Source organism: Amycolatopsis sp. cmx-8-4 (assembly GCF_046548675.1).
Lineage (GTDB): Bacteria > Actinomycetota > Actinomycetes > Mycobacteriales > Pseudonocardiaceae > Amycolatopsis.
In genome coordinates this window covers 205,461-229,823 of sequence record NZ_JAEBDZ010000012.1, presented here as the reverse complement: position 1 = coordinate 229,823, position 24,363 = coordinate 205,461, and the positions used below count along the sequence as shown (strand labels likewise).

General features: G+C 72.2%; 21 protein-coding genes. 13 read left to right on the top strand and 8 right to left on the bottom strand.

What is annotated here, in order from left to right; genetic code table 11:
• Positions 1-3 precede the first annotated feature (3 nt).
• Positions 4-891: a DUF5937 family protein gene (locus ACLJQZ_RS26065; RefSeq protein ID WP_410622489.1), complete on the bottom strand. Its 888-nt coding sequence runs from the start codon at positions 889-891 to the stop codon at positions 4-6.
• Between the two features lie 22 nt (positions 892-913).
• Between ACLJQZ_RS26065 and ACLJQZ_RS26060 the strand changes: the two genes are divergently transcribed.
• From ACLJQZ_RS26060 to ACLJQZ_RS26040, 5 genes are all read left to right on the top strand, one after another.
• Positions 914-1,402 (top strand): tetratricopeptide repeat protein, encoded by a 489-nt coding sequence (locus ACLJQZ_RS26060; RefSeq protein ID WP_410622488.1) that lies wholly within the window; start codon positions 914-916, stop codon positions 1,400-1,402.
• A gap of 67 nt (positions 1,403-1,469) precedes the next feature.
• Complete coding sequence (locus ACLJQZ_RS26055) at positions 1,470-4,490, top strand: DEAD/DEAH box helicase (RefSeq protein WP_410622487.1); 3,021 nt, start codon at positions 1,470-1,472, stop codon at positions 4,488-4,490.
• Positions 4,483-5,214, top strand: coding sequence for a hypothetical protein (locus ACLJQZ_RS26050; RefSeq protein ID WP_410622486.1), 732 nt, complete (start codon positions 4,483-4,485; stop codon positions 5,212-5,214). Before ACLJQZ_RS26055 ends, ACLJQZ_RS26050 begins: the two co-directional genes overlap by 8 nt.
• A 44-nt stretch (positions 5,215-5,258) precedes the next feature.
• Positions 5,259-5,822, top strand: a complete 564-nt coding sequence (locus tag ACLJQZ_RS26045) for a GNAT family N-acetyltransferase (protein WP_410622485.1) — start codon at positions 5,259-5,261, stop codon at positions 5,820-5,822.
• Positions 5,823-5,895: 73 nt separating this feature from the next.
• Positions 5,896-6,744 carry an SCO6745 family protein gene (locus ACLJQZ_RS26040; protein ID WP_410622484.1) on the top strand — a complete coding sequence of 283 codons (849 nt, stop codon included), beginning with the start codon at positions 5,896-5,898 and terminating at the stop codon, positions 6,742-6,744.
• A 67-nt stretch (positions 6,745-6,811) separates the two neighbouring features.
• Here the strand turns inward: ACLJQZ_RS26040 and ACLJQZ_RS26035 are convergent, their stop codons facing one another.
• The 7 genes from ACLJQZ_RS26035 to ACLJQZ_RS26005 form a co-directional block, all read right to left on the bottom strand.
• On the bottom strand, positions 6,812-8,185 hold the full coding sequence (locus ACLJQZ_RS26035; protein ID WP_410622483.1) for an endo-1,4-beta-xylanase: 1,374 nt from the start codon (positions 8,183-8,185) through the stop codon (positions 6,812-6,814).
• Between the two features lie 244 nt (positions 8,186-8,429).
• Entirely contained in the window at positions 8,430-9,281 is an 852-nt protein-coding gene (locus ACLJQZ_RS26030; RefSeq protein ID WP_410622482.1) for a dimethylarginine dimethylaminohydrolase family protein, read from the bottom strand.
• A 161-nt stretch (positions 9,282-9,442) separates the two neighbouring features.
• Positions 9,443-9,583 (bottom strand): hypothetical protein, encoded by a 141-nt coding sequence (locus ACLJQZ_RS26025; protein WP_410622481.1) that lies wholly within the window; start codon positions 9,581-9,583, stop codon positions 9,443-9,445.
• A 197-nt stretch (positions 9,584-9,780) separates the two neighbouring features.
• Positions 9,781-10,263 (bottom strand): hypothetical protein, encoded by a 483-nt coding sequence (locus tag ACLJQZ_RS26020; RefSeq protein ID WP_410622480.1) that lies wholly within the window; start codon positions 10,261-10,263, stop codon positions 9,781-9,783.
• Positions 10,264-10,736: 473 nt separating this feature from the next.
• Positions 10,737-12,065 carry a helix-turn-helix domain-containing protein gene (locus ACLJQZ_RS26015; RefSeq protein ID WP_410622479.1) on the bottom strand — a complete coding sequence of 443 codons (1,329 nt, stop codon included), beginning with the start codon at positions 12,063-12,065 and terminating at the stop codon, positions 10,737-10,739.
• A 204-nt stretch (positions 12,066-12,269) separates the two neighbouring features.
• The gene (locus ACLJQZ_RS26010; RefSeq protein WP_410622478.1) at positions 12,270-13,499 is read right to left on the bottom strand and encodes an MFS transporter; all 1,230 of its coding nucleotides are present in this window, start codon (positions 13,497-13,499) and stop codon (positions 12,270-12,272) included.
• Positions 13,500-13,741: 242 nt separating this feature from the next.
• Positions 13,742-14,038: a putative quinol monooxygenase gene (locus tag ACLJQZ_RS26005; protein WP_410622477.1), complete on the bottom strand. Its 297-nt coding sequence runs from the start codon at positions 14,036-14,038 to the stop codon at positions 13,742-13,744.
• Between the two features lie 180 nt (positions 14,039-14,218).
• Here ACLJQZ_RS26005 and ACLJQZ_RS26000 point away from each other — a divergent pair, with 180 nt between their 5' ends.
• From ACLJQZ_RS26000 to ACLJQZ_RS25965, 8 genes are all read left to right on the top strand, one after another.
• Positions 14,219-15,601: an AlkA N-terminal domain-containing protein gene (locus tag ACLJQZ_RS26000; protein ID WP_410622476.1), complete on the top strand. Its 1,383-nt coding sequence runs from the start codon at positions 14,219-14,221 to the stop codon at positions 15,599-15,601.
• Positions 15,602-15,708: 107 nt separating this feature from the next.
• A complete protein-coding gene (locus ACLJQZ_RS25995; protein WP_410622475.1) occupies positions 15,709-16,539 on the top strand; it encodes an isocitrate lyase/phosphoenolpyruvate mutase family protein in 831 nt (276 codons plus the stop codon).
• A 209-nt stretch (positions 16,540-16,748) separates the two neighbouring features.
• Positions 16,749-17,960, top strand: a complete 1,212-nt coding sequence (locus tag ACLJQZ_RS25990) for an acyl-CoA dehydrogenase family protein (protein WP_410622474.1) — start codon at positions 16,749-16,751, stop codon at positions 17,958-17,960.
• Positions 17,961-17,997: 37 nt separating this feature from the next.
• Positions 17,998-19,665: an ABC transporter substrate-binding protein gene (locus tag ACLJQZ_RS25985; protein ID WP_410622473.1), complete on the top strand. Its 1,668-nt coding sequence runs from the start codon at positions 17,998-18,000 to the stop codon at positions 19,663-19,665.
• 59 nt (positions 19,666-19,724) lie between these two features.
• Entirely contained in the window at positions 19,725-21,077 is a 1,353-nt protein-coding gene (locus ACLJQZ_RS25980; protein WP_410622472.1) for a SidA/IucD/PvdA family monooxygenase, read from the top strand.
• Positions 21,074-21,445 (top strand): cupin domain-containing protein, encoded by a 372-nt coding sequence (locus ACLJQZ_RS25975; RefSeq protein WP_410622471.1) that lies wholly within the window; start codon positions 21,074-21,076, stop codon positions 21,443-21,445. Before ACLJQZ_RS25980 ends, ACLJQZ_RS25975 begins: the two co-directional genes overlap by 4 nt.
• Complete coding sequence (locus tag ACLJQZ_RS25970) at positions 21,442-22,989, top strand: class I tRNA ligase family protein (RefSeq protein ID WP_410622470.1); 1,548 nt, start codon at positions 21,442-21,444, stop codon at positions 22,987-22,989. Before ACLJQZ_RS25975 ends, ACLJQZ_RS25970 begins: the two co-directional genes overlap by 4 nt.
• Entirely contained in the window at positions 22,986-24,311 is a 1,326-nt protein-coding gene (locus tag ACLJQZ_RS25965; protein WP_410622469.1) for an NAD(P)/FAD-dependent oxidoreductase, read from the top strand. Before ACLJQZ_RS25970 ends, ACLJQZ_RS25965 begins: the two co-directional genes overlap by 4 nt.
• The last annotated feature ends 52 nt before the right edge of the window (positions 24,312-24,363 follow it).

Below are 24,363 nucleotides of genomic sequence, written 5' to 3'. Positions count from 1 at the left end.
TCTTCAGTGGCAGAGCAGGGAAGAGCCGCGCTCGGAGAGTTCGTGGAACGCCGAGCCGCGCGACCGGCCCGTCGTCACCAAACCGGCCCCGCGCAGTACCGACGTGTGCTGGCTCGCGCTGGCCAGTGAGATGCCCGCCGCGCGGGCCAGTTCGGTGGTGTTCACCCGGGGGAGGGTCGCGATGACGCGCAGGACCTCGGCGCGGGTGTTGCCGAGCAGGGTGTCGAGCGAGCGGTCGCACCCGGTGGCGGGCTCGGCCGCCCAGCCGGGTTCCGGGGCGATGGGGTAGACGAGCACGGGCCGGTCCGGCTGACGCAGCAGCGTGATCGGGCCCGGCCAGCAGAACAGCGACGGCACCAGCGTCAGCCCGGCACCGCCGAGGACCAGGTCCTGCTCGACGGGGTAGGCCAGTTCGAGGACCGGGGCGCGCCAGCGGGCCGAGGGGTGCAGGGTGGCCAGGACGGCCTCGAAACCCCGGGTGACGGTCAGTTCCGCGCGCTTCCGGCGGTCGGCGCGGATGTGGCGGCGGAGGGTTTCCCAGTGCGGCTTCACGGCCGCGTCGTGGTAGGTCGTCAGCGCGTCGCCGAGCAGCTTCAGGGCCGGTACGTTGCCGTCGGCCAGGTCCGCCGGCCAGGACGCGACCCGGGTGCCGGACGCGAGCTGGGCGATGTCGGCGCGCAGCCTCTCGCGCGGCGTGCTGAGGACGAGGTCCAGCCCGGTGCCGAAGTCGGTGACGTCCCCGGACGGCGTGAGGAAGTCGGGGGAGTACCCAGTCGGCAGGCCGCGCCGCCAGCCGCGGAAGCGCTGGTCGGCCGGTGCCGGCGTCGTCAGGTGCAGGCTGAGCAGTACCTCCCACATCGGGTCGGGCTCGGCGGGGATCCGCACGCGCACGAGGTCGGCGTCGGTGAAGTGGATGCGAATGCTCCGGGAACTCGGCGACACCACCGGGTGCGCCGCGGCGCTGGACAGCCTGGGCATGGTGCTGCACGAGGCCGGGTTCGTGGTGGGTCAGGCGAAGGTGCTCGGCAACGTCGGTTTCGTCCTGGCCACGATGGGCCGTACCGAGGAGGCCAGGCAGCGCTTGGCCGAAGCGGCGGCTTTCGCCGCGCGGCTCGGTGATCGTCACCTGGAAGCGACGGTTCAGCACATCCTGGGTTACGCGCGGGCGTGTGACGGGCGGTTCATCGAGGCGGAGCGCAGTTATCAGCAGGCGTTGCTGATCCGGGAGGACATCGGCGACGCCGAGGGCCGGGCGTCGACGCTGGAGAAGATCGGCACGTTGCTGCACGACACGGGCAATCCCGCCCAGGGAACGCGGTACTGGGAGGCGGCGCTGGTCGTCTTCGACGAGATCGCCCACCCGAAGGCGGCCGAGGTCCGCGCCCGGCTCGGCCAGTACTGACGGACCGCTTCGACCAGGCGTGCGACGATCTGCGGGGAAACCGGATCGGACTAAGGAGCCTCGGACCTTGCCTGTGGTGCACGCCCTGTGGTCTCCGGGCCGGGGTCTGCTGCTGTGGGCGGAGCACGACCGGGGCCCGGCCGGCACGTCGAGCCGGTCGGCGCGGATCGCGTTGCCGCATCCGTTCGCGGTCTCCAGCGCGCAGCTGACCGCGCTGCACCCCGGCAAACCGACGTCGGCGACGCTGCTGCTGCCGTCGCGGGCGAGCCGGCCGCTCGCCTCCAGCGAAGCGGCGGGTGGTCGGCGGCGTGGCCCGGCGCCGTCGTTGCGGCCGTGGTCGGTGCCGGCGTTGATCGTGGACGCGACCGAGCTGGACGACCTCGACGACGCGGCCTCGTACGGCGAATCCGTCACCTACCTGCGCGCGGTGGCCCGCCTGGCCGCGGATCTGGTGCGGCGCGGGCGGGTGCTGCCGACGCTGCTCCGCCAGGGCGACGCGGCGGAGGCCCGGTGGCGCCCGGTGCTGCAGGGCGTGGACTTCGTGGCGTTCGACGCGCTGGTCGCGGCCATGCCGCCGGTCGGGCGGGCCGAGCAGGTCGCGCCGCTCACCGGGGCCTCGCCGCGCGCGCTCGTCACCGACGCCCTCCACACCCTGGTCGACACGGCGGTCCGGGACCGGCTGGCGCGCGCGGAGCCGCCCGTCGACCTGCGCGGGGGCCGGGGCGCGGCCGGGGTGTGGCTGGCCGCGTTGCAGGGCGGCGGTCCCCGCGTCGAGCTGCCGCTGGGCGAGCTGGGTGTGCTGGCCGAGGCCGTCGCGAAGTGGGACGAGGTCGCCGACACCGACGTCGTCGACGGCCGGGCGTGTTTCCGGCTGGCCGAAGTCGGCACCCTGCGTCGACCGGCCGACGCCGATCCCGACGACCAGACCGGCGACGGCACCAAGTGGCAGCTGCAGTTCCTCCTGCGGGCGACGGCCGATCCGAGCCTGCTGCTCTCGGCCGGGCAGATCTGGTCGGGCGAAGCGCACGGTCTGGTCCGGGACCCGAAGGGGCTGCTCGTCGCCGAACTGAGCCGGGCCGCGCTGGTCGAACCGATGCTGGCGCCGGCGTTGCGCCGGACCCGGCCGGCCGAGTACGACCTGACCGTCGAGGAAGCCGAACGGTTCCTCATCTCGGGCGCGACCCGGCTGATCGGGGCCGGGTTCGAAGTGCAGCTCCCGGCCTCCTGGGACGGCAGACGCCGGCTCGGGCTGCGGCTGTCGGTCCGCAGCACGCCGTCCGAGCAGGTCGTCACCCGCAACCGGGTGGGCCGCGACGAGCTGGCCACGTTCCGCTGGTCGATCGCGGTGGGCGACGACGAGATCGGCCGAGAAGAACTGGCCACCCTCGTCGCGGCGAAGACCCCGCTGGTGCGGCTGCGGGGGAGGTGGATCAGCGTCGACGCCGATCGCCTGCGCGCCGGACTCGAGTTCCTGCGCCGCGACCCGCACCGGCACACCGAGCCCCCGACCGGGGCCGAGCTGCTGGAGCTGGTCCACCTCGCGCGGGAGGCGCCGCTCCCGGTCACCGGCGTCAGCGCCGACGGCTGGGTCGGGGACGTCCTGGCCGGGCGGGTCGAGGAGGCCCTGCGGCCGGTCGAGCTGCCGCCGTCGTTCCGGGCCACGCTGCGCCCCTACCAGCAGCGGGGTGTCGCCTGGCTGGCGTTCATGGCGGAGCTGGGGCTCGGGGCGTGCCTGGCCGACGACATGGGCCTCGGCAAGACCGTCCAGACACTGGCGCTCGAGGCGCTGGAGCGGGCAGCGGGCGAGCACCGGCCGACGCTGGTGCTGTGCCCGATGTCGCTGGTCGGCATGTGGCAGCGGGAGGCGGCGAACTTCGCCCCCGGCCTGCGGGTCCACGCCCACCACGGCAGCGCCCGCGCGCACGGCGACGCGCTCGCCGAACAGGTCGCCGCGGCCGACCTCGTCGTCACGACCTACGCCACCGCCGCCCGCGACGCCGATGAACTCGAGACGGTCACCTGGCGGCGCCTGGTGCTCGACGAAGCGCACGCCATCAAGAACGCCGACACCGCGACGGCCAAGGCGGTGCGGCGGTTCACGGCCGGGCACCGGCTCGCGCTGACCGGCACCCCGGTGGAGAACCGGCTGGCGGACCTGTGGTCGGTGCTGGACCTGCTCAACCCCGGGCTGCTCGGCAGCAGGTTCGAGTTCCGGCAACACTTCGCCGTCCCGATCGAGCGGCGGGGCGACACCGACGTGGCCGCCGAGCTGCGCCGGCTCACGCGGCCGTACCTGCTGCGCCGGGTGAAGACCGACCCCGCGATCGTCCCCGAACTCCCGGAAAAGCTGGAAATCCGGCAGGAGTACCGGCTCACCCGCGAACAGGGCACGCTGTACTGCGCGATCGTCGACGAGATGATGAAGAAGATCGAGAACAGCCAGGGCATCAAGCGCCGCGGCAACGTCCTCGCCGCGATCACGAAACTCAAGCAGGTCTGCAACCACCCCGCGCACCTGCTGCACGACGGCTCCCCGATCGGGCGCCGCTCCGGCAAGGTCAGCCGCCTCGAAGAGGTCCTGGCGGAGATCCTGGCGTCGGGTGATCGGGTGCTGTGCTTCACGCAGTACACCGAATTCGGCCACATGCTCGTGCCCCACCTGACGGACCGGCTCGGCGTCGAAGTCGCTTTTCTGCACGGCAGCCTGGCAAAAGGGGCGCGCGACGCGATCGTGGAACGCTTCCAGGCCGGCGACGGGCCGCGGATCCTCTTGCTCTCGCTCAAAGCGGGCGGGTCCGGGCTCACGCTGACCGCCGCCAGCCAGGTCCTGCACCTGGACCGCTGGTGGAACCCGGCCGTGGAGAACCAGGCCACCGACCGGGCGTTCCGGATCGGGCAGGCCCGCACCGTCCAGGTCCGGAAGTTCGTCTGCCCGGGCACCATCGAGGACCGCATCGACACCCTGATCACCAGGAAGCGCGCGCTCGCGGGCATGGTCGTCGGCGAGGGCGAAAGCCGGCTCACCGAAATGTCCACCGACGCGCTGCGCGGGGTGCTCACCCTGGGGGAGGACGCGATCGATGACTGAACCGCTCCCGTGGTGGCCGACCCGGTTCCTCCGGGCGCTGACGGCGATCGGCGTCCTCCTGCCCGCACCCGGCCGGGGCCGCGTCGTGTCCCTGGAGGTCGGCGCCGGGCGCGTCGAGGCCGAGGTGCGGGACGGCCGCCCGTACCAGGTGCGGATCGGGCTGACGGCGTTCGGGAAGGCGGACTGGGCGGCGATCACCCACGCCCTCGCCGCGAAGGCGTCGGCCACGGTCCTGCTGCTCAGCGGCGAGCTGCCCCGCGACGTCGAACAGATCTTCAAAGCCGTGCGGCTGCCGCTGTTCCCGTCGTCGGCGCGGGAGGTGTCGCTGGACTGCACCTGCCCGGACGCCGAGGTGCCGTGCGGCCACCTGAACGCCGTGTTCGCCGCGCTCGTGGCGCGGGTCGCCGACGACCCGTTCACCGTCCTCGCCCTGCGCGGCCGGAACCGCGAGACGCTGCTGGAGGAGCTGAAGAACCGGCTCATCTCCGCCGAACCGTTCGACCCCGACGACCGGTCGCCGGCCCTGACCGAGGTCATGGACACCTTCTTCGCCTGCGGCCAGGCCCCGGGCCTGGCCGCCGCGGCACCGCTGCACGGACCGCGAACGCCGGTCGACGCGCTCCTGGACCAGGCCCCGCCGTTCGCGATCACGGCGGGCGGCGAAGACGTCACCGAACTGCTCCGGCCGGCGTACCGGGCACTCGCCGGAGAGCCCGGCGCTTAGCTTCGGCCGGCGGTGGCGACGACTCGGCTGCGACACTGTCCGGCATGACGTTCCGGTCGCAGCCCCTGGGTCCGGCCTCGTGGCCGGACCTGGAGCGGGTGTTCGCGGGCCGGGCCGGCCGGGCCGACAGCTGCTGGTGTCAGCGGTTCCGGCGGCACGACCAGCCGGACAACCGCGCCGCGCTGCGTCGCGAGGTCGACACCGCCGCGGTGCCGGTGGGGCTCGTCGGGTACGTCGACGACGAACCGGTGGGCTGGACCCGGGTGCAGCCGCGCGCCCTGCTGCCGGGAGTGACCGGGAACCGTGCGGTGCGCCGGCTGCTCGAGGACGATCCGGCGGCGTGGTGGGTCACGTGTTTCGTCGTCCGGCGCGGGCACCGGGGTCACGGTGCCGGCGTGTCCTTGCTGGGCGCCGCGGTCGAGTGGGCCCGGGAGCACGGGGGGTCCGTTGTGGACGGACACCCGGTCGACGTCGCCGCGCTGGCGGCGGTCCCGTCACCCGCCGCGGTGTTCACCGGCACGGTCGCCATGTTCACCCGGGCGGGGTTCACCGAGATCGGCAGGACGTTCCCGAGCCGGCCGATCATGCGCAAGCGGCTGCGGCCGTAGCCGTCCTCGAGCTTCGGCCGTGCTCGGGATCAGGAAGACCGGCGCCGTACCGACCGGGTGGTATGTTGGCGCAGTGATCGAAACGGCGCGCCGGACCTGGCGATTCCTGGAGCCTTACCACGGGATGATCTACTTCGCGCCGGAAGCCGCGGCCGCGTACGCGGAGCTCGGTATCACCGGCCGCGCCGGCTACTTCGCGTCGCGGTCGGCGGCGTTCGGCGCGGTTCCGGCGCCGGTCGTGGTCGCGACCTTCTTCAACTTCAACCCGGCCCTCGTCACGGCGTCGATCGCCACCGCCTGGTCCGCCAGCGAGCCGGCCGCGGTCCTCGCCGCCCGCTACGCCGCGGCCGACCAGGCCCTGCGCGGCGTCCTGGGCGACGCGATCGGCTCACCCGAGATGCGCCGGGCCGCCGTTCTCCTGCGCGAGGCCGCCGAGACGGTCACCGGCGACGTCACCGGCCGCCCGCTCTTCGCCGCCCACGCGGCCCTGCCGTGGCCCACCGAGCCCCACCTGGTTCTGTGGCACGCGCAGACCCTGCTCCGCGAGTACCGCGGCGACGCGCACGTGGCCGCCCTGCTGACGGCCGGCCTGCGCGGCGTCGAAGCCCTCATCACCCACGCCGCCTCGGGTGCCGTCCCCGCCGAGACCCTGCGCACGTCCCGGGGGTGGTCCGAGGACGACTGGAACCGGGCCGTCACCGGCCTCCGCGAGCGGGACTGGCTCACCGACGACGCCGACCTGACTTTCACCCCCACCGGTGCGGCCCGCCGAGCGGAGATCGAGAAGGCGACCGACGAGAACAGCGTCGATCCCTACGCCCACATCGGCGAGCCCGCCTGCGCCGAACTGCAGGCGCTGGTGAGCCCGTTCAGCCGGGCGCTCGCCGAGAAGCTCATGCCGTGGGCGCTCGCGAGGCAGTAGCCGAGCCGCTGCGCGAATGACTCGTCCGCGAAGTCCTGCCTTCGCGGACGAGTCACCCACCACCCCCTCAGGAGGTGCTGCAGCTGACGCTCGGCCAGTTCCGGTTCCCGTTGTGCTGGATGGTCACCCCGAAGTTGTTGCCGCTGCCGTTGGGTGTCGCGACCATGACCTGACTGCTGGGCCAGGTGGCGTTGACGTTCCAGGTGGCGATGATCTTCGCGGGGCTCGGCACCGTCATGGTGACCGTCCACGAGCTGGAGCCGCTGACCGAGACGTTGAGGTTGTACCGGTCGCTCCAGGACTGGCCGGCCGACAGCGAAGCGGTGCAGCTGCCCCCGCCCGGTGTCGTGGTCGGGGTGGTCGGTGTGGTGGTGCCCGTCGGGGTCGTGGTCGGGGTGGTGGTCGTGCCTCCGGAGTTGAGGACGTTCAGCACCGAGTTGTAGGCGGCCTTCTTGTTGCCGTTGCCGTCGAACAGGAGCGGGCTCTCGCCGGAGCGCCAGGAGTCGCTGTCACGCACGCCCCACACGGTGATGCCGACGCAGCGCGCGACGTTCACGCACGCCTGGGTCAGCGCCGCGTACTGCGACGTCGACGCGTTCGTGACGTCGACCTCCGTCAGCGCCACGTCGACGCCGAGCGCCGCGAAGCTGGAGATCGTGGTCTGGAGGTTGCCCGGAACCGAGCTGCCGCCGGTGAAGTGGGCCTGCAGGCCGACGCAGTCGATCGGCACGCCGCGGGACTTGAAGTCCCGCACCATGTTGTAGACGCCCTGGGTCTTGGCGTAGCTCCAGTTGTCGATGTTGTAGTCGTTGTAACAGAGCTTGGTCGACGGGTCGGCCGCGCGGGCGGTCTTGAACGCGACCTCGATCCAGTCGTTGCCGGTGCTCTGCAGGTTCGACGAGCGGCGGCTGCCGTCTTCGTTGAAGGCCTCGTTGACGACGTCCCAGTACGCGAGTTTCCCTTGGTAGTGGGCCATCACCTTCTGGATGTGGTTGATCATCGCGTTGCGGAGCGAACTGCCGCCCATGCTCTGCATCCAGCCCGGCTGCTGCGCGTGCCAGGCGAGGGTGTGCCCGCGGACCTGGGCGCCGTGGCTGATCGCCCAGTTGTAGACCTGGTCGCCCGCCGAGAAGGTGAACTGGTTCTGGTTCGGCTCGGTCGCGTCCGGCTTCATCTCGTTCTCCGGCGTGACCATGGTGAACTCGCGTGCCGCGAGCGTGGTGTAGGCCGAGTTGCTCAGCTTGCCGGCGGCGATCGCCGTGCCGAAGTAGCGGCCGGACTGCGCGGCCGCGGCGCCCAGGGTGCCGGCCGCGGCGTCGGCGCCCGGAGCGGCCACCAGTACAGCGGCCACGGCGGTCACGGTGGTGACTCCGGCCAGTACTCGGCCGACCGAGGACCGCCACCACCGGTTGCCGCGCAGGCCTGACGAACTTCCTGCCATCCGAGATCTCCTTCCGGGCTCCCGCCCAGGAGCTGTCCACCTCGGGGTCGAGTCCCCGCCGGCGCTTTCCGGGCCTGGGAACCAAGTCGTCGGTGACCTGGACGAAAATCGTGGATGTTCACTGTCCGCGATCAGGAGAGCACGCGGCGCCGTAGCCGGGCAAAGAGTTTCGGTCGAGTTTCGGGCACCTGCGCGAGCGACGACGGCGTGCCTGGCGAGCGCGGGGCTCGCCAGGCACGAGACGTCAGGCCGGGTTGTCCAGCGTCAGGGCCGTGCAGCGGATGCCGCCGCCGCCCTTGCGCAGCTCCGTGGTGTCCAGCTGGACCACCGTCAGGCCCAGGGACCGCAGGTCGGCGGCCAGACGGGGCGCGCCGCTCGTCATGGTCACCGTGCGGCCGTCGCTGATCAGGTTCAGCGCGAACGCCGCCGCCTCGTCCGGGGTCACCTCGATCAGGTCCATGCCGAGCCCGCGCAGCGTGCGCAGGCTCGGCGCGTCCAGCGCCTGCGGGTTGTACGCCAGCACGCGGCCGGGGTGGATCACCGCGACCGCCAGGTCCAGGTCGTACCACTGCGGGCTCGTCGTCTGGAGGGCGACGACCTCGTAGCCGAGGTGTCGCGACAGCGTGTCGAGCGCGCGGAAGTCCGTGCGCTGGCCGTGGGCGCTGAGCAGCAGGTCGCCGCAGGCCAGCGCGTCACCCTGGCCGCTGAAGGCGTACGGCGTCTCCGCGACGTCGAAGCCGTTTTCCTCCAGCCAGGCCCGGTGGTGCGGCGTTTCCGCGGCCCGCTCCGGCGGGAGCGTGGCCAGCACCGCGCGGTCGCCGCGGACGACCGCCGCGTTGGCCGTGTAGGTCATGTCGGGGCAGCCGGGGTCGGCGTCGACGAACTCCACCTTGCGGCCGGCGGCCAGGTGCGCCGCGACGATGCGGTCGTGCTCGGCGACCGCGGCCGCGACGTCGGGCTGGACGCCGACGTGCATGTACGGGTTGATCTCGTAGTCGATCCGGAAGTAGTCCGCGGCGCACATCAGCAACCTGCGTTGGGAGACCGGGGTTTCCTCGGTGGTGGCCGGGGAGACACGCGGGACGGTGCTGGTCATGGTCACTCGTTTCGTCGGGCGGGCGGTACGGGCTGGCGGGGCGCCCTCGAGTGGGGGCGCCCGGCCGGATCGGTGCTGTACCGCGGGTTTGCCGCGTCCGGACGTACGACGGTGGACGTCCGAAGGCGGCCGGCTTGGCCCGGCGAATCGAGCGGACCGGGTCAGCCCAGGCCGCGGAGGCGGAACAGCTCGATCGTCATGAGGTGCCGCGCCCGAGCCGCGTCGAGGCGCTGGGCGATCGTCGTGGCCGAGGTCGCCGGCCGCATCGCCGAGGACACCGCGCGCACCAGTTTGGTGATCATCACATCTCCCTTCGATTCTTTCCCCGGCCGGGTTTCCGATCTCCGGCCCGAGGTCATCAGATTGCCCGGGAGCGCGGCCGGCGGTCTGGCCAGATCCGGACAGCTTCGCCGCGTCGGCGGCGACGATGGGTGAAAGCACGTGAAGGTTCCCGATCTTGGTCGATTGACCGCGCCGGGCGCGGGAACGGCAGGGGAAATCAGCGGTTGGCGTTCAGGAACCCGATCACGACGGCGCCCCACCAGCACAGCTGCGAGATCGCCGTGGTGAGGCCGCCGCGCACCAGCAGGCGCCGGGGAACGGGACCGGCCACGACGGCCATCCGCTTGCCCAGCTCCATGATCTGGACGCCGTTGACGGTTAGCACGGCCACCAGCGCCAGTTTCACCACCGTGGCGGCCGCGTGCAGGTTCGGTTCGAGCAGCGCGCCGCTGCCGACCAGGCCCGTCAACCCGGCCCACACCAACAGGTGCAGCCGGGACGTGCTGCGGACGGCTTCGGCGAACGTCGAGCGGCCGAGCACCCACAACGCGAAGAAGTAGTCGGCGACCAGAACCGCGCCGAGACCCAGGACGAGGGACGCGAGGTGGGCGAACAACGCGATGGTGTGCCACGCCGCGTTCGGGTGCGCCACCGAGGAAACCCAGATCGCGCCGACGAGCAGCATGATCGAAGCAGCCATCGCGAGATAGGGCCTGTAGTGTCGGAAATCGGTCGGCCGCACCACCCTGGCCGGCAGCTCTTCCACCGGCGCGCGACGCGGGGGGATCGGGGTGCCGGCCGGGCGGTGGCGCTCGGCGGCCCGGCCGGCCCCGTCGGGCTCCGGAATCCTTACGGGGATGCCGTTGTCGAGCATGTCCTGTCCTTCCGGAAAACGGCCCTGCGAGGCCGTGAAGGGGCCGGGCCGGTACGAGGTGCCGCCGGCGTCGGCGTGCGAAAAGCACGCCGGTTCCCTGCTGATTACAGGCCATGTCGGACTTGGCTGGGAGCCTTGTCCGGAAAGGACAATCAATCGGCTCTTCCCCAGGACGCACGGGAGGGGACAAAGTGGTACGGGTACGACGAAAGACCGCACCCGGATGGACGGCCCGGAATCGAGGCGAAAGAGGCGTCACGGGACGGCGGGCGCCGTTGCCGGGCCGTCCCGGTGGCGCGTCAGGCGGACACGGGCCCCGCCATGGCCCGGTATTCGTGTCCGTGCTCCTGCTCGATCGTGCTGAGCACGAAGGCGCGCATGGGCTGCGGCAGCGCGCGGCCGTCGAGGTACGGGTCGGCGTGGGTGAGCAGGCCGGCGTCGGCGATCTCCTCGGCCAGCTCGTCTTCGCCCGGAGGCAGGGACCCCGGCGTGCCGGCCGGGGTCCGGGCGAGCTGGTGCAGCAGTTCACGGGCGGGCGGGCTGAGCGTGCGGTAGGCGGACTCCAGGGAGTACCGCATGGACAGGTCCCCGACGCTCAGCCAGTCGACGGTGTTGTCGTTCAGGCGCCACTCTTCGACGACGCGGCGCAGGGTCAGGTGCGGCCGCGAGGCGATCTTGCGGATGGCCAGGTCGAGCGCGAGCGGCAGGTCCCCGCACAGCTCGGCGAGCCGTGCGCAGTCCGGCCCGGCGATGACGGCGAGGTGCGGCAGCGCGGCGGTGATCATCGCGATCGAATCGCCGCGGGACAACGGGCTCAGCTGCAGCCGGTCGACGTGCCGCAGGCCCAGCAGCCGCTTGCGGCTGACCAGCAACGTGGTGCTCGTCCGGGTTTCGGCGAGCAGCGGGCGCACCTGCTGCTCGTCCTGGACGTTGTCCAGCAGCACCAGGAGCCGGCGGTCGGCCAAGAGGGTTCGGTAGACGCCGGCGCGCTGGTCGAAGCTGCCGGAGAGGTCCTCGACGCCGAGCGCACGCAGGAAACCGTCGAGGATGTCACCGGCCTCCGGCGCGGCCGACGGGCCGGCCAGGCCGTGGCGCAGGCCGCCGAGGTCGGCGTAGAGCTGCCCGTCGGGCAGGTCCGCTGCGACCGAATGGGCGTAGTACAACGCGAGGTCACTTTTACCGACACCGGCCGGGCCGCTGATCACCATGGGCGTGTCGGCGGGGGAGCGCAGCCACGCCAGTTCGGTCGTGCGGCCGATGAACCCCCGGGGCCGCTGTGGTAATTGTGCCGGGTGCGACGGAACCCCACCGCGTCGCTGAAAGATCGCCGGTCTTCTGGTGCGCCCCCCGAACGAGGGCTGCCTATAGCCGGCCGTGGCGACGTGCCAGTGCCGCCGCCAGGCCTCCTCGTCGCCGCCGCACGCCGCGACGAAGGCCAGGGTCACCTGCAGCGACGGCATCCGGTTGCCGCTCGCCGCGCTCGACAGCACGGACGACGAGAACATCGCCGACCTGGCCATTTCCCGGTATGTCGGGTTCCCGGCTCTCGCTCGCAGCTGCCGTAGTTCCCGGGCGAACTGGGTGGCGACACCGCCGGAGGTGTTGACGGGCTTTTCGGGTCTGCCCACGTGAAGTCCCCTTCCCCTTGCTCGCTCAGCGTCGCGGACGGCGGGTGGTATCTCTTCCGCTGCATGGGCGGTGTCATTGGCCCGATCGGGTATTATGTTCTTAATTTTCTTACGCATTCCGGTGATTTTTCACCTCGGATGCGGGGAAAGTGCGAAAACTCGACGGCCGCCCGCTCGGCGCGGGCGACCGGAGCTGCTGCGATGTCAAGCTGTGGCGGTGCGAGCGCGGGGAGTGGTCATCCCGAGCAGGGCGCACACCGCCGCCACCAGGCCGAGCGCGCCGCACAGCCACCAGACCCCGTTGCCCAGCGCGACCCACGTGGCGACGCCGAACAGGGGGCCGAGTGCCATCCCGAGACCGAACGTCGCTTGGTGCGCACTGATGTAGCGCGCCTTCACCGACGACGGGAAGGACGACGGGTAGGCGAACATCGTCGGGCCGTTGATCATGATGCCGAAGACGAATACCACAGTGCACACGATGAGCGCGACGGCCGAACCGCCGCTGAGGCCGAATCCGGCGACCCCGAGCCCCATCAGCGCCGTCCCGGCCGTGGCGGCGACGCGGCCCGGCCAGCGGGTGACGAAGGAGGTGATCTTCAGCTCGCACAGGATGAGCACGGCGGACGCGGTCACGAGCACGACGCTGTAGAGCCACGTCGGGTGGCCTTCGGCGGTGATCTTGAGCGGCAGCGCGACGGTGTACTGGACGTAGACGACCGAACCGATCAGCACGGAGGCCAGGAAGAACCAGAAGCGCCCGTCCCGCACCAAGGTCGCGTACGCCGCCCGGGTGCCGGTATCGGCCCGCTCCGCCGGTGCCTCGCGCTCGACGCGGTGGTCGGGCAGCAGCCGGATCGCCAGGAACGCGTAGAGCACCGCGGTGGCCGAGTCGAACCACAACAGCAGGTTCCAGTCCAGCAGGATCAGCCCGGCGGCGATCAACGGGCTGAGCGACGCGCCGAGGTTGAGGGCGGTGCGCATCATCGAGAAGCCCATCACCCGATCGTCTGCGGGCATCAGCTCGCTCAGCAGGACCGCCGCCGCGGGCCGGTAGCTCTGGGTCGCGAGGCCGGCGAGCAGCAGCGCGACGAGCAGCGCCACGAACATCCCGGGGCTGGCGAACAGGGGAACGACGGCGAGGACCGCGGCCGAGCCGAGCATCGCGGCGAAGATGGTGGCGCGCGGGCCGATGCGGTGCACCAGCTCCCCGCCGGCCAGCCCGCCGAGGACCGAACCGATGCTGTACGCGGCGATGGCGAGGCCGGCCTGGCCCGCGGAGAAGCCGCGGAAAACCAGGTACAGCACCATGAATGTCTGGACGAACGCGCCGAGCTGGTTGACGAGCACGCCGCCGAGCAGGTACCGCACCGGCGTCGGAGTCCGGCGCAGGACGGCCAGTACGCCAGTGGGTTTGTCGGTGATCGGGGTCACGGTGGTGCCTCCAGGTGGCTCGCGAACGTGTGCGCCGGACCGCAATCGGCATCGTGCCGAGATGCGACGTACACATTGGAGCCTTCGCGCGAGTTGACCGGCAGGGTTGTTTCGGCCGGAAAATCAACTCGGGGGTGATCCACCGCGCGAGGAGTTCGGAGCGTGACCTGTTCGTCGCACAATTCACCGCACAAGCGTCCGGCCGGACGCAGCGGTTGCTGCATCCGGCCGGTGCGCGAAAATCAGAGCGCGACGATCTGCTCGTGATCGATTTCGACGAACTCCAGGATCAGGTCGGCGAACTGGCCGGCGATCAGCTTCTGGTAGGCGGCCGACCCGGTGTGGGCGTCGTAGGCCGCCTGGTCCGCGAAGTGTTCGACGAACAGCAGGTAGTCCTGCTTGGCGGGGTCGCGGTACACGCGGAAGGACAGGGTGCCGTCCTCCTGCCCGGGACCCAGCGGCGCGAACTCGAGCACGAGCTTCTCCGCTTCTTCCTGTTTGCCCGGCTTGAGGGGGATGGGGAACACCTTCGCCAGCATTCGGAACGCCTCTCTTCAGTGCGGTGCGCGTCCGGCGCGCCGCCGTTGGGGAGGACTCTGCCGGGCGCGAGCGGCGGAGTCTGGTCAGATCCGGACACGATCGCCGCGGCCCGGGTACGCCCCCGGGCGCGTGTCCGGATGTGGCTGGCTTCGCGCGCGCGGATCCACTACACCTGTGTCATGACGACTTTTTCGGCCGTGGTCACCACCGGCATCTACTGCCGCCCGGGCTGCGGCGCGAAGCCGCTCGCGGAGAACGTGAAGACGTTCGAGCTGGCGGCCGAGGCCGAGGCCGCGGGGTTCCGCGCGTGCCTGCGCTGCCGCCCCTACCGGGTAGCGGGCCCGGTCGGCGCCGAGGCGCCGGAGCTCGTCTGCCGCGCGGTCCAGCTGATCATCGCCGGCGCGCTGGACACCGGGACGGAGGCGGCGCTGGGCGAGCGCCTGGCGGTGTCCCCGCGGCACCTGCGCCGGCTCTTCCACGACCACCTCGGCGTGACGCCCGACCAGCTCGCCCGCTCCCGGCGGGCGCACTTCGCCCGCCGCCTGCTCGACGACTCCGACCTGACGGTCGCCGACGTGGCCTTCGCCTCCGGGTTCGGCAGCCTACGCCAGTTCAACCGGGACATGAAGCTGGTCTTCCGCGCGTCCCCGGTCGAGCTGCGCAACCGGCGCCGGCGCGCCGACCGGCTCGCCGCGGACGGCGGCCTGGCCATGCGGCTGCCGTTCGCGCCGCCCCTGGACTGGGAGGCGCTGAGCACGTTCTTCGGCGAGCGCGCGGTCCCGGGCGTCGAGTCGGTGCTCGACGGCGTCTACCGGCGCACGATCAGCATCGACGGCGAGGCGGGCGTCATCGAGGTGCGCCGCGGCGGTGACGACCACCTGCTGCTGATCGCGCACATGCCGTTCTGGGAGGGCCTCATCCACGTCGTCGACCGCGTCGGGCGGATGTTCGGCGTCGACGCCGACACCGCCCCGGCCGAGGCCGCGCTGCGCGACGACCTGGTGCTGGCCCCGCTGCTGCGCGCGCGTCCCGGCCTCCGCGTCCCCGGGGCCTGGGGGTTCTTCGAGATCGGGGTGGAGGCGGTGCTGAGTCGGCGCAGCGCCCGGCCGCTGGTCCGGCGGCAGCTGGCCGCGCTGGTCGAGGCGGCCGGCACCGCGGTCCCCGGCCTGGAGGACGGGCTGACCCACCTCTTCCCCTCGGCCGAGACGCTCGCGCACGCGGACCTGACTGGCGTGCTGCCCGCGGCCACCGCCAAGACGGTGCGCGGGTTCGCCGCCGCGGTCGCCGCCGACGAGTCCATGCTCGACGGCGGCACGAGCCTGGCCGAGTTCACCGCCGCGCTGACGGCCGTGCCGGGGGTGGGGGAGTGCGCCGCCCAGCAGATCGCGCTGCGGCTGGGCTACGCCGACGCGTTCCCCGCCGCCGACCGGACGATCTGCACGACGCTGCTGGCGAACGGCGTCCTCGACGACAGCGAGGGCCTGGCGAAGGCCTGGCACCCGTGGCGCGCGTTCGCCGCGACCCACCTCGTCGCCGCCGGCGTCCCCACGCTGGCGGCCTGACCTCACCGTGCGTCTCGTGAGTGTTCAGGGCGGTTAGAACCGCCCTGAACACTCACGAGAGCCGCGGCAGACCCACCGAAGTAACCGAAGGAACGAGGAGAATGTCCATGGACAGCGTCCAGCGAGGGCTCGCCGAAACACTGCGTGCCCTGCACCACGACCGCACGCTGGTGCTGCCGAACGCCTGGGACGCCGCCAGCGCGGCCCTCATCGCGCAGGCAGGGGCCCCGGCGATCGCCACCACCAGCGGCGGGGTCGCCTGGTCGGCGGGCCGGCCCGACGGGCACGGCCTGACGCGCGCCGAGATGGCCGCCCTGGTCGCCCGGATCGTGCAGGTCGTCGACGTCCCGGTGACGGCCGACATCGAAGGCGGCTACGGCCCGTCCGACGACGACGTCGCCGCGACCGTGCGCGCGATCGTCGAGGCCGGCGCCGTCGGGATCAACCTGGAGGACTCGACCGCGCCCGGCGGGCCGCTGTTCGACGTCCCCGCCCAGGTCGGGCGGGTCCGCGCGGCCCGCGACGCGGCGACCGCGGCCGGGCTGCCCGAGCTGTGGATCAACATCCGCACCGACGTCTACCTCTTCGGCATCGGCGAAGCCGAGGGACGCCTCGACGACGTCCTGACCCGGGCGGGCGCCTACGCCGCGGCCGGCGCCGACAGCCTGTTCGTGCCGGGCCTGGTCGACCTGGAGGTGCTGGCCGTCCTGGTGAAGGAGAGCCCGCTGCCGGTGAACGTGATGGTGTGGCCGGGCGCCCCGACCGTCGCGGAGCTGGAAGCCGTCGGCGTCCGCCGGATCAGCGTCGGCACCGCGATCGCCCAGGCGGCCTACGCCGTCGCCCGCAACGCCGCGGTGGAACTGCTCGGGCACGGTACCTACAGCGCGCTCGAGGGCGGCCTCGACTTCGGCGCCGTGAACAGCGCCGTCACCGGCTGAGTTCGGCCGGCCGGCCGGCGGGCCGCGACGAGACCTCCGGGTCTCTTCGCGGCCCGCCGTCGTTACCCACTCGTCGACCTCAAATCACACCTTATTGATTTTCCTTGGTGGCCAATGGTTTCCATCAATTAAACGGAAGCCTTGAATCACTTCCAACGCGGCCGGACCGAGTCCGCGACCAGCAGTTGGAGCCCCGAGGAAGTGATGAGATGACCGTTGCCGAGCCGCTGTCCGTGCCCGAAGGTGACGTCAGGCCGCCCGATACCGCCGCGGAGGTCCTCGCCCGTGCCCAGGCACTGGCGCCGGAGCTCCGGGAGCGCGCCGAGGAGATCGAGCGGGCCCGGCGGCTGCCCGCCGACGTCGTGGAACTGCTGCGCGCCACCGGCGTCTTCCGGATGGGGTTCGCCAAGGACCGCGGCGGCCCCGAGCTGACCTCGGCCGAGCAGACCGCGGTGATCGAGGCCATCGCCTACGGTGACGCCGGCACCGGGTGGTGCGCGATGATCGGGTCCGACACCGGTCTCTACGCGTCCTTCCTCGACCGCGCCGTCGCCGACGAGATGTTCCCCAGCCCGGACGTGGTGACCGCCGGCCTGCTGTTCCCCAACGGCCGCGCGGAGATCGTCCCCGGCGGCTACCGCCTCACCGGCCGCTGGCAGTTCGGCAGCGGCGTCACGCACGCCGACTGGGTCGTCTCGGGCGCCTTCCTCTACCGCGACGGCGCACCCGAGCCCGGCGCCGACGGGGCCCCGCACGACTCGATCCTGCTCATGGTGCCGAAGGCGCACGTCGAGGTCCTCGACACCTGGCACACCACCGGTCTCGCGGGCAGCGGCAGCTGCGACTACACGATCACCGACGTGTTCGTGCCCGCCGAGCACACGCTCGTCTTCTCCGACGTCCGCAGCGGGACGGGCCCGCTGGCCCAGCCCGAGGTGCACATGCGGAACATGCCGGGCGTCGCGCTCGGGGTCGCCCGGGCCGCGCTGGACCACACCCGGGACCTCTCCGTCGCCGCCGGCCGCGCGGAGGACTACCGCACGCAGGTCACCCTGGCCGACTGCGAAGCCGACTTCAACGCCACTCGCGAAGGCGTCTACGGCGCCCTTCGCCGCCAGCACGAAGTCCTGTCCGCGGGCGGCACCCTGGACGACCTCACGCCGTCCGAGCGCGCCGCGCTCCCGCTGTCGCGGCGGCACGCGTTCCGCACCGCCCGCTCGATCGTCACCCGGCTCTACGACCTGGTGCAGACCAGCGCGATCTACCGGCCTTCGCCGCTGGACCGCTGGCTGCGCGACACCACCACGATGTGCCAGCACATCGTGGCGCAGGACCGGATCCTGCAGACCGCCGGGGCCCACCTGCTCGGCGGCCGGCCCGCCTTCCCGCTGGCCCTCGGGATCACCTCCAGCCGGCGCTGACCCACCCCGAACCGCCCTCCACCTAAGGAAGAAACCGATGCGCAAGCTCAAGGCCGCCGTGTGCGCGGCCGCCGCCCTGGCGGTCACGCTCACCGCGTGCACCACCCCGGGCGGCACCACCGAACCCACCCCCGACGGGGCCGCCGCTCCCGCGGCCGCCGCCGCGAACATCGACCGCGACGCGGTCGTCAGCTACAGCGAGACCGAGCCGGCCGATCCGCTCGTGCCCGGCAACACCACCGAGGTCGGCGGGATCAGCGTGCTGGGCACGCTGTTCCGCGGCCTCATCGAGTACGACGCCAAAACGGCCGCCCCGCACAACGCCGTGGCCGACTCGATCAGCACGACCGACTCGAAGACCTGGACGATCAAGCTCAAGTCCGGCTGGACGTTCCACGACGGCACCCCCGTCACCGCGAAGAGCTTCGTCGACGCGTGGAACTACACCGCCTATTCGCCGAACCTGATGGCCGGCGCCAGCTACTTCTCCCACGTCCAGGGCTTCGCGCAGGTCAACAACGCCACCACGGACGGCAAGCAGCCGGCGACCCTGCCGGCGAGCAAGGAGCTTTCGGGCCTGAAGCTGGTCGACGACAGCACGTTCACCGTCGCCCTCGACGCGCCGTTCTCGGAGTTCGGCGTCCAGCTCGGCTACGCGGCGTTCTTCCCGCTGCCCGCGAGCTTCTTCGCCGACCGCAAGGGTTTCGAAGCCCACCCGATCGGTGACGGGCCTTTCAAGTTCGAGTCGTACACGCCGGGCAAGGACCTCGTCGTCAAGCGGTTCGACGGCTTCGCCGGCACGCAGAAGGTGAACATCGGCGGCATCGACTTCCGCTTCTACACCGACCTCGACAAGGCCTACGCCGACGTCCTGGCCAACAAGCTCGACTTCCTGTCGTTCACGCCGTGGACCTCCACCCAGGGCGGCAAGATCAAGAAGGACCTGCCCGACAACCGGCGCAAGACCTACACCTACCTCGGCTACCAGGCCATCGCGTTCCCGCTGTTCGACAAGCGCTACGCCAGCCCGCAGTTCCGCCAGGCGATCTCCATGGCCATCGACCGGAAGACCCTGATCCAGCAGGTCTTCAACGGCGGCCGCACCCCGGCCGACGGCCTGGTCGCCCCGAACGTCCAGGGCCACCTGGACAACCAGTGCGGCGAGCTGTGCACCTACGAGCCGCAGAAGGCCAAGCAGCTGTTCGACGCCTCCGGGTTCCAGGGTGACATCGAGCTGACGTCCAACATCGACTCCGGCAACCAGGAGTGGATGGAGGTCATCTGCAAGCAGATCCAGGCTTCGCTGGGCCGAGCCTGCAAGTTCACCCCGCAGACCACCCTCGGCGACTTCCGCAAGCAGCTGAACGACCGGACCGTCACCGGCATCTACCGCTCGGCGTGGGTCGCGGACTACCCGTCGATCGAGAACTTCCTCAACCCGCTGTTCCGCACCGGTGCCGCCTCGAACGTCGGCCAGTACTCGAACCCGAAGGTCGACGAGCTGCTCAAGCAGGCCGACGCCGCGCCGTCGCAGCAGCAGGGCCAGGCGCTGTACCAGCAGGCCGAAAAGCTCGTCCTGCAGGACATGCCGACCATCCCGATCTGGTGGCAGTCCGGCACCGCGGCCTGGTCGACCCGCCTCCACGACGTCCAGCCCACCCAGTTCCGCGAGCTCGACCTCTTCAGCGTGACCGTCAGCAAGTAGTCCCGTGCGGCGCGTCGGGACCCGGCGCGCCGCACCCCGAGATGGAAAGCAGGCACGTTATGACCGTCCACGAGGTGGATGTCCTGATGATCGGGGCCGGCCCGGCGAACCTGGCGCTGGCCGTGGCCATCGAGGAGTGCGGCCGGTCCGATCTGGCCGGTGGCGCCATGATCCTGGAGCAGCACGAGGACGTGAAGTGGCAGCGCAACCTGATGCTGCCGTGGGCCCGCAGCCAGGTGTCCTACGTGAAGGACCTGGTGACCCTGCGCAACCCGCGCAGCCGGTTCTCGTTCCTCAACTTCATGCACGAGCGCGGTGAGCTCGACGAGTTCGTCAACCTCGGCACCTTCAACCCGTTCCGCTGGCAGGTCTCGGCGTATCTGCAGTGGGTCGCCGACTCGCTGGAGCGCGTCCAGGTGCGCTACAACGCCCGCGCCGAGCGGATCCTGCCGATCCACTCCGAGTCGGGCGCGGTGCTCGGCTTCACCGTCCCGCTGTCCGACGGCGACACCGTCCTCTGCCGTGACCTGATCGTCGGCGGCGGCCGCGACGCCCACGTCCCGGAGGTCTTCCGCGGGCTCCCGGCCGAGCGGGTCGTGCACAGCACCGAGTACAGCACCCGCGTCGCCGACACGGCGGGGCTGGCCCGCCCGGGCAAGCCGCTGCGGCCGGTCGTGATCGGCGGGGCGCAGAGTGCCGCCGAGATGTTCATGGCCCTGCACGAGCACGCGAAGGGCTCGTCCCCGACGATGCTGGTCCGCGCGATCGGCCTCAAGGACTACCAGACCAGCAAGTTCGTCAACGAGCTGTTCTTCCCGTCCTTCGTGGACGAGTTCTTCACGATGACCGACGAGGCCCGGGCGCGGGTGCTGGAAGAGATGCACCTGACCAACTACGCCGGGCTCGCGGCGCCGTTCCTCGAAGAGCTGTACACGATGATCTACCGGCAGAAGATGCAGGGCCTGCCGGTCTCCACGATCCGCGCGCTCAGCGAGGTCGTCGGCGCCCGCGCGGCGGAGATCGAGGGCGGCGGCGAAGAGGTCGTGCTCGACGTCCGCGACCTCAAGCACGGCGGCATCGAGCAGATCCGCTGCGACGCGGTGTTCCTGGGCACCGGTTTCGACTCGCGGATGCCCGCGATGGTCCGCGGCCTGGCCGACTCGATCGGCCTGGACACCGTCTCCGTCAACCGGCAGTACCGCGCCGAGCTCGGCCGGGAGGCCCACGGCGCGCTGTACCTGCAGGGGGTCAACGAGGCCACCCACGGCATCTCCGACTCGCTGATCAGCGTGCTCGCCCAGCGCTCGGCCGACATCGTCCGGGACATCGTCGACCGCCGCGGCTCGGAAACCGGTTCGGGCCCGGACGGCGGCCTGCGCACGTCCGGCGAGTCCGTGGTGGTGGCGGCATGATCGACCTCCGCCGGCTCGACCGCGAACACCTCGAACGCGCCTACGGGCTGGACTCCCAGCGCCTGCTGCCCTGGCCGGAGCTGAACGCGCCGTTCGAAGGCGCCTGGTGCGTCCTGCGCCCCGGCACCACCTCCACCCCGCACTCCCACCACGAGTACGAGATCTTCATCGCCATCGCCGGGGCCGCCACCCTGGTCGTCGACGGCGAGCCGCACCCGTTCACCGCCGGCGACGTCGTCCGGCTGCCGCCCGGCTCGACCCACTGCGTCACCAACGAAGGCGACGCGGACTTCGAGTACTACGGCGTCTGGTGGGACCCCGAGATGACGGCCCAGTTCACGGCCCGCCACGACGCGAGCGCGTCGTGAGCACCCGGACGGTGATCATCTCCCCGGCGCCGACGGCGAACGGGGACCTGCACCTCGGCCACATCGCCGGCCCGTTCCTGGCCGCGGACGTGCACGCCCGCTACGCCCGGGCCCAGGGCCGGGAAGTGCTGCTGGGCACCGGGTTCCAGGACACCTCGACCTTCGTGGTGACGACCGCGCACCGCCGTGGCGTCACCCCGGCGGAGCTGGTGGCCACCTCGGCCGCGCAGATCGAGGCCAGCCTCGCCGCGCTGGGCATCGGCGTCGACGGCTACACCGGTGACGACGACCGGTTCACCAAGTGGGTCGTCGACTTCGTCGGCCGGCTCTACTCGGCGGGCAAGCTGGAACTGCGCACGATGAAGTTCCCGTACTCCGAGCGGTCCGGCGAGTTCCTGCTGGACGGCTTCGCCTCCGGCGGCTGTCCGGAGTGCCTGTCCGAAGGCTGCGCGGGGCTCTGCGAGAGCTGCGGAGCCCTGGTGGCGGCGGGCGAGCTCCTCGGCGTCCGGTCCACTTTGGACCCCGAGGACCCCGTGGTGCTGCGCGAGGCCGACGTCCTCGTGCTGCCGGTCGAGCGCTACCGCGAACAGCTGCGGGCGCACTTCGCGGCCAACGCCGCCGGGATGCGGCCGCACATGGCGCAGGCGATGGCGCAGATGCTGTCGCGGCCGCTGCCGGACTTCCCGGTGACCTACCCGATCTCCTGGGGCATCAAGGTGCCCTTCCCGGAGGTCGCGGGGCAGGTCGTCAACCCCAACGCCGAGCCGATGGCGTGGAGCATGCACTGCTCGGCGCTCGCGGCCGAGCGGCGGGGCGTCGCGGCCGGCACCGAGGACGCGCTGTGGCTCGCCGGGGCCGGTTCGGAGGTCGTGTACTTCCTCGGGTTCGACAACATCTACCCGTTCGCGATCGCCGGCCCGGCGATGCTGCTGGCCTTCGACGGCCAGTACGACCTGCCGACGCGCTACCTCACCAACGAGTTCTACGAGCTGGACCACCGGAAGTTCTCCACCAGCCGCGGGCACGTGGTGTGGAGCCGGGAGCTGGCCGCCGAGGTGCCGCGGGACCTGATCCGGTTCCACCTGGCCGCGACCAGCCCCGAGCACCAGCGCACCAGCTTCAGCCGGGACGCCCTCGCGCGGGTCACCGGCACCCGGCTGGTCGAACCCTGGAACCGCGTCGCCGACAAGGTGAACCGGTGGATCGGCCTCGGCCCGCTGGCGGTGTCGGAGCGGTCGCGCCGCGGGGCGGCCCGGATGGCCGAGCGCTTCGCGGCGTCGTACGAGCTGCCCGGCTTCAGCCTGAACCGGGCGGCGGAGACGATCACCGACCAGCTGGCCCGGCTCGACCGCCGGGAGGTGACCGGCGCCGACGCCGGTGACTTCTGCTTCGAGGTCGACCGGCTGCTGCGCGCCGCCGCGCCGATCCTGGTCGACCTGGCGGCGGCGGTCCTCGGCGAGGACGCCGGGGCGGCCCCGGCCGACGTGGACTCGTTCACGCCGGCCGCGCTGCCCCGCCTGAGCCCGGCGGAGGCCGGGCGATGAGCGCCGGCACCCGGCAGGGTGGGCTGAGCAGCGCGGTGGTCCTGGGCGAGAGCCCGTCGGCGACCGGCGGTGGCCGGGACGGTGGCACGGCGGTGCTGCTGGGCGAGAGCCCGGCGGCGACCGGTGTGGTGCCGGACGTCGCGGAGGTCGTCCTGCCCGGTGAAAGCCGGACGGCGAGCTCCGCCGGCCGGCCCGGCGTGGCCACGCCGGGCGGCGACTGGGCGTGGACCGGCGGCTCCCGGCGCGGCGGCCTGCGGGTCGTGGTGGTCGGCGGCGGCATCTCCGGTCTGCTCACCGCGATCCGGTGCGTCCTGGACGGGCACCGCGTGGTGCTGCTCGAGCGCGGCCCGGTGCCGCACCCGGGCGCCACGTCGTTCGACCAGCACCGGGCGCTGCGGGCCCTCGTCGTCGGCGACACGGCCGCCACGCGCCAGGCGGCGGAGCTGCACCGCCACTGGCGCGAGCTGGACGCGCTGCTGTGCGACCACCTGCCGGGTGCCGGCCTCTACCGGCGGGTCGGGGTCCTCCAGGCCCTGCCCCCCGGCCAGGTGCCTGCGGCGGTCGCCACGGCGTCGGCCGCGGGGGTGCCGATCCGGATCGTGCACCCGTCGGCGTACCCGCTCGTCGGGTTCCCGCGGGGCAGCGGCGCGGTGCTCGAACCGCACGCCGGGACGCTGCTGGCCGACCGGATGCTGCACGCGGCGGCGCGCTGGCTGCGCCACCACCCCGACGCCGAGCTGCGGCCCGGCCGGGAAGCCGTCGGCATCGACCCGGACCGCGCCCGCGTCCGGCTCGCCGACGGCACCACGGTGACCGGCGACGTCGTGCTCGTCGCCGCCGGCCCGTGGACCGGGGCGCTGGTCGACCGGCCGGTGGCGTTGCACCGCCAGACGATGGTGTACCTGCGCCCGCCCGCCGCGCTCGCCCACGCGTGGGCGGCGACGCCCACGGTGGGCGGGATCGGCACCGACGGGCGGGCGTGGCTGCTGCCCTCGGTGGCGGGCACCCTGCTCAAGGTGAGCACCGACGCCGTGCGGCGCGAGGTGACCACCCTGTCCGGGCCCGACGACGACGCAGGCTGGGCCGCGCGGGTGCTCGCCGCCGGCGTCGTGTCCGATGTGGACGGATACGACGTGGTGCGGGTCAAGCACTGCCACTACGCCACGGCCGCCGACGGCAACACCGGCTTCGTCCGGATCGGGCCCGCGGTGTGGGCCCGTCCGGCCAGCGGCGGTGACGGCTTCCGCACGGCGCCGCTGGCCGCGGACGCCGTCGTCGCGCAGCTGGCCGGCCAGGCCACCGCCGTCGGCACGCTCGCCTGAGCCCCGTCGTCTCAACCACCTTTCCCCTGCACACCTTCCGACCGGAGGAACG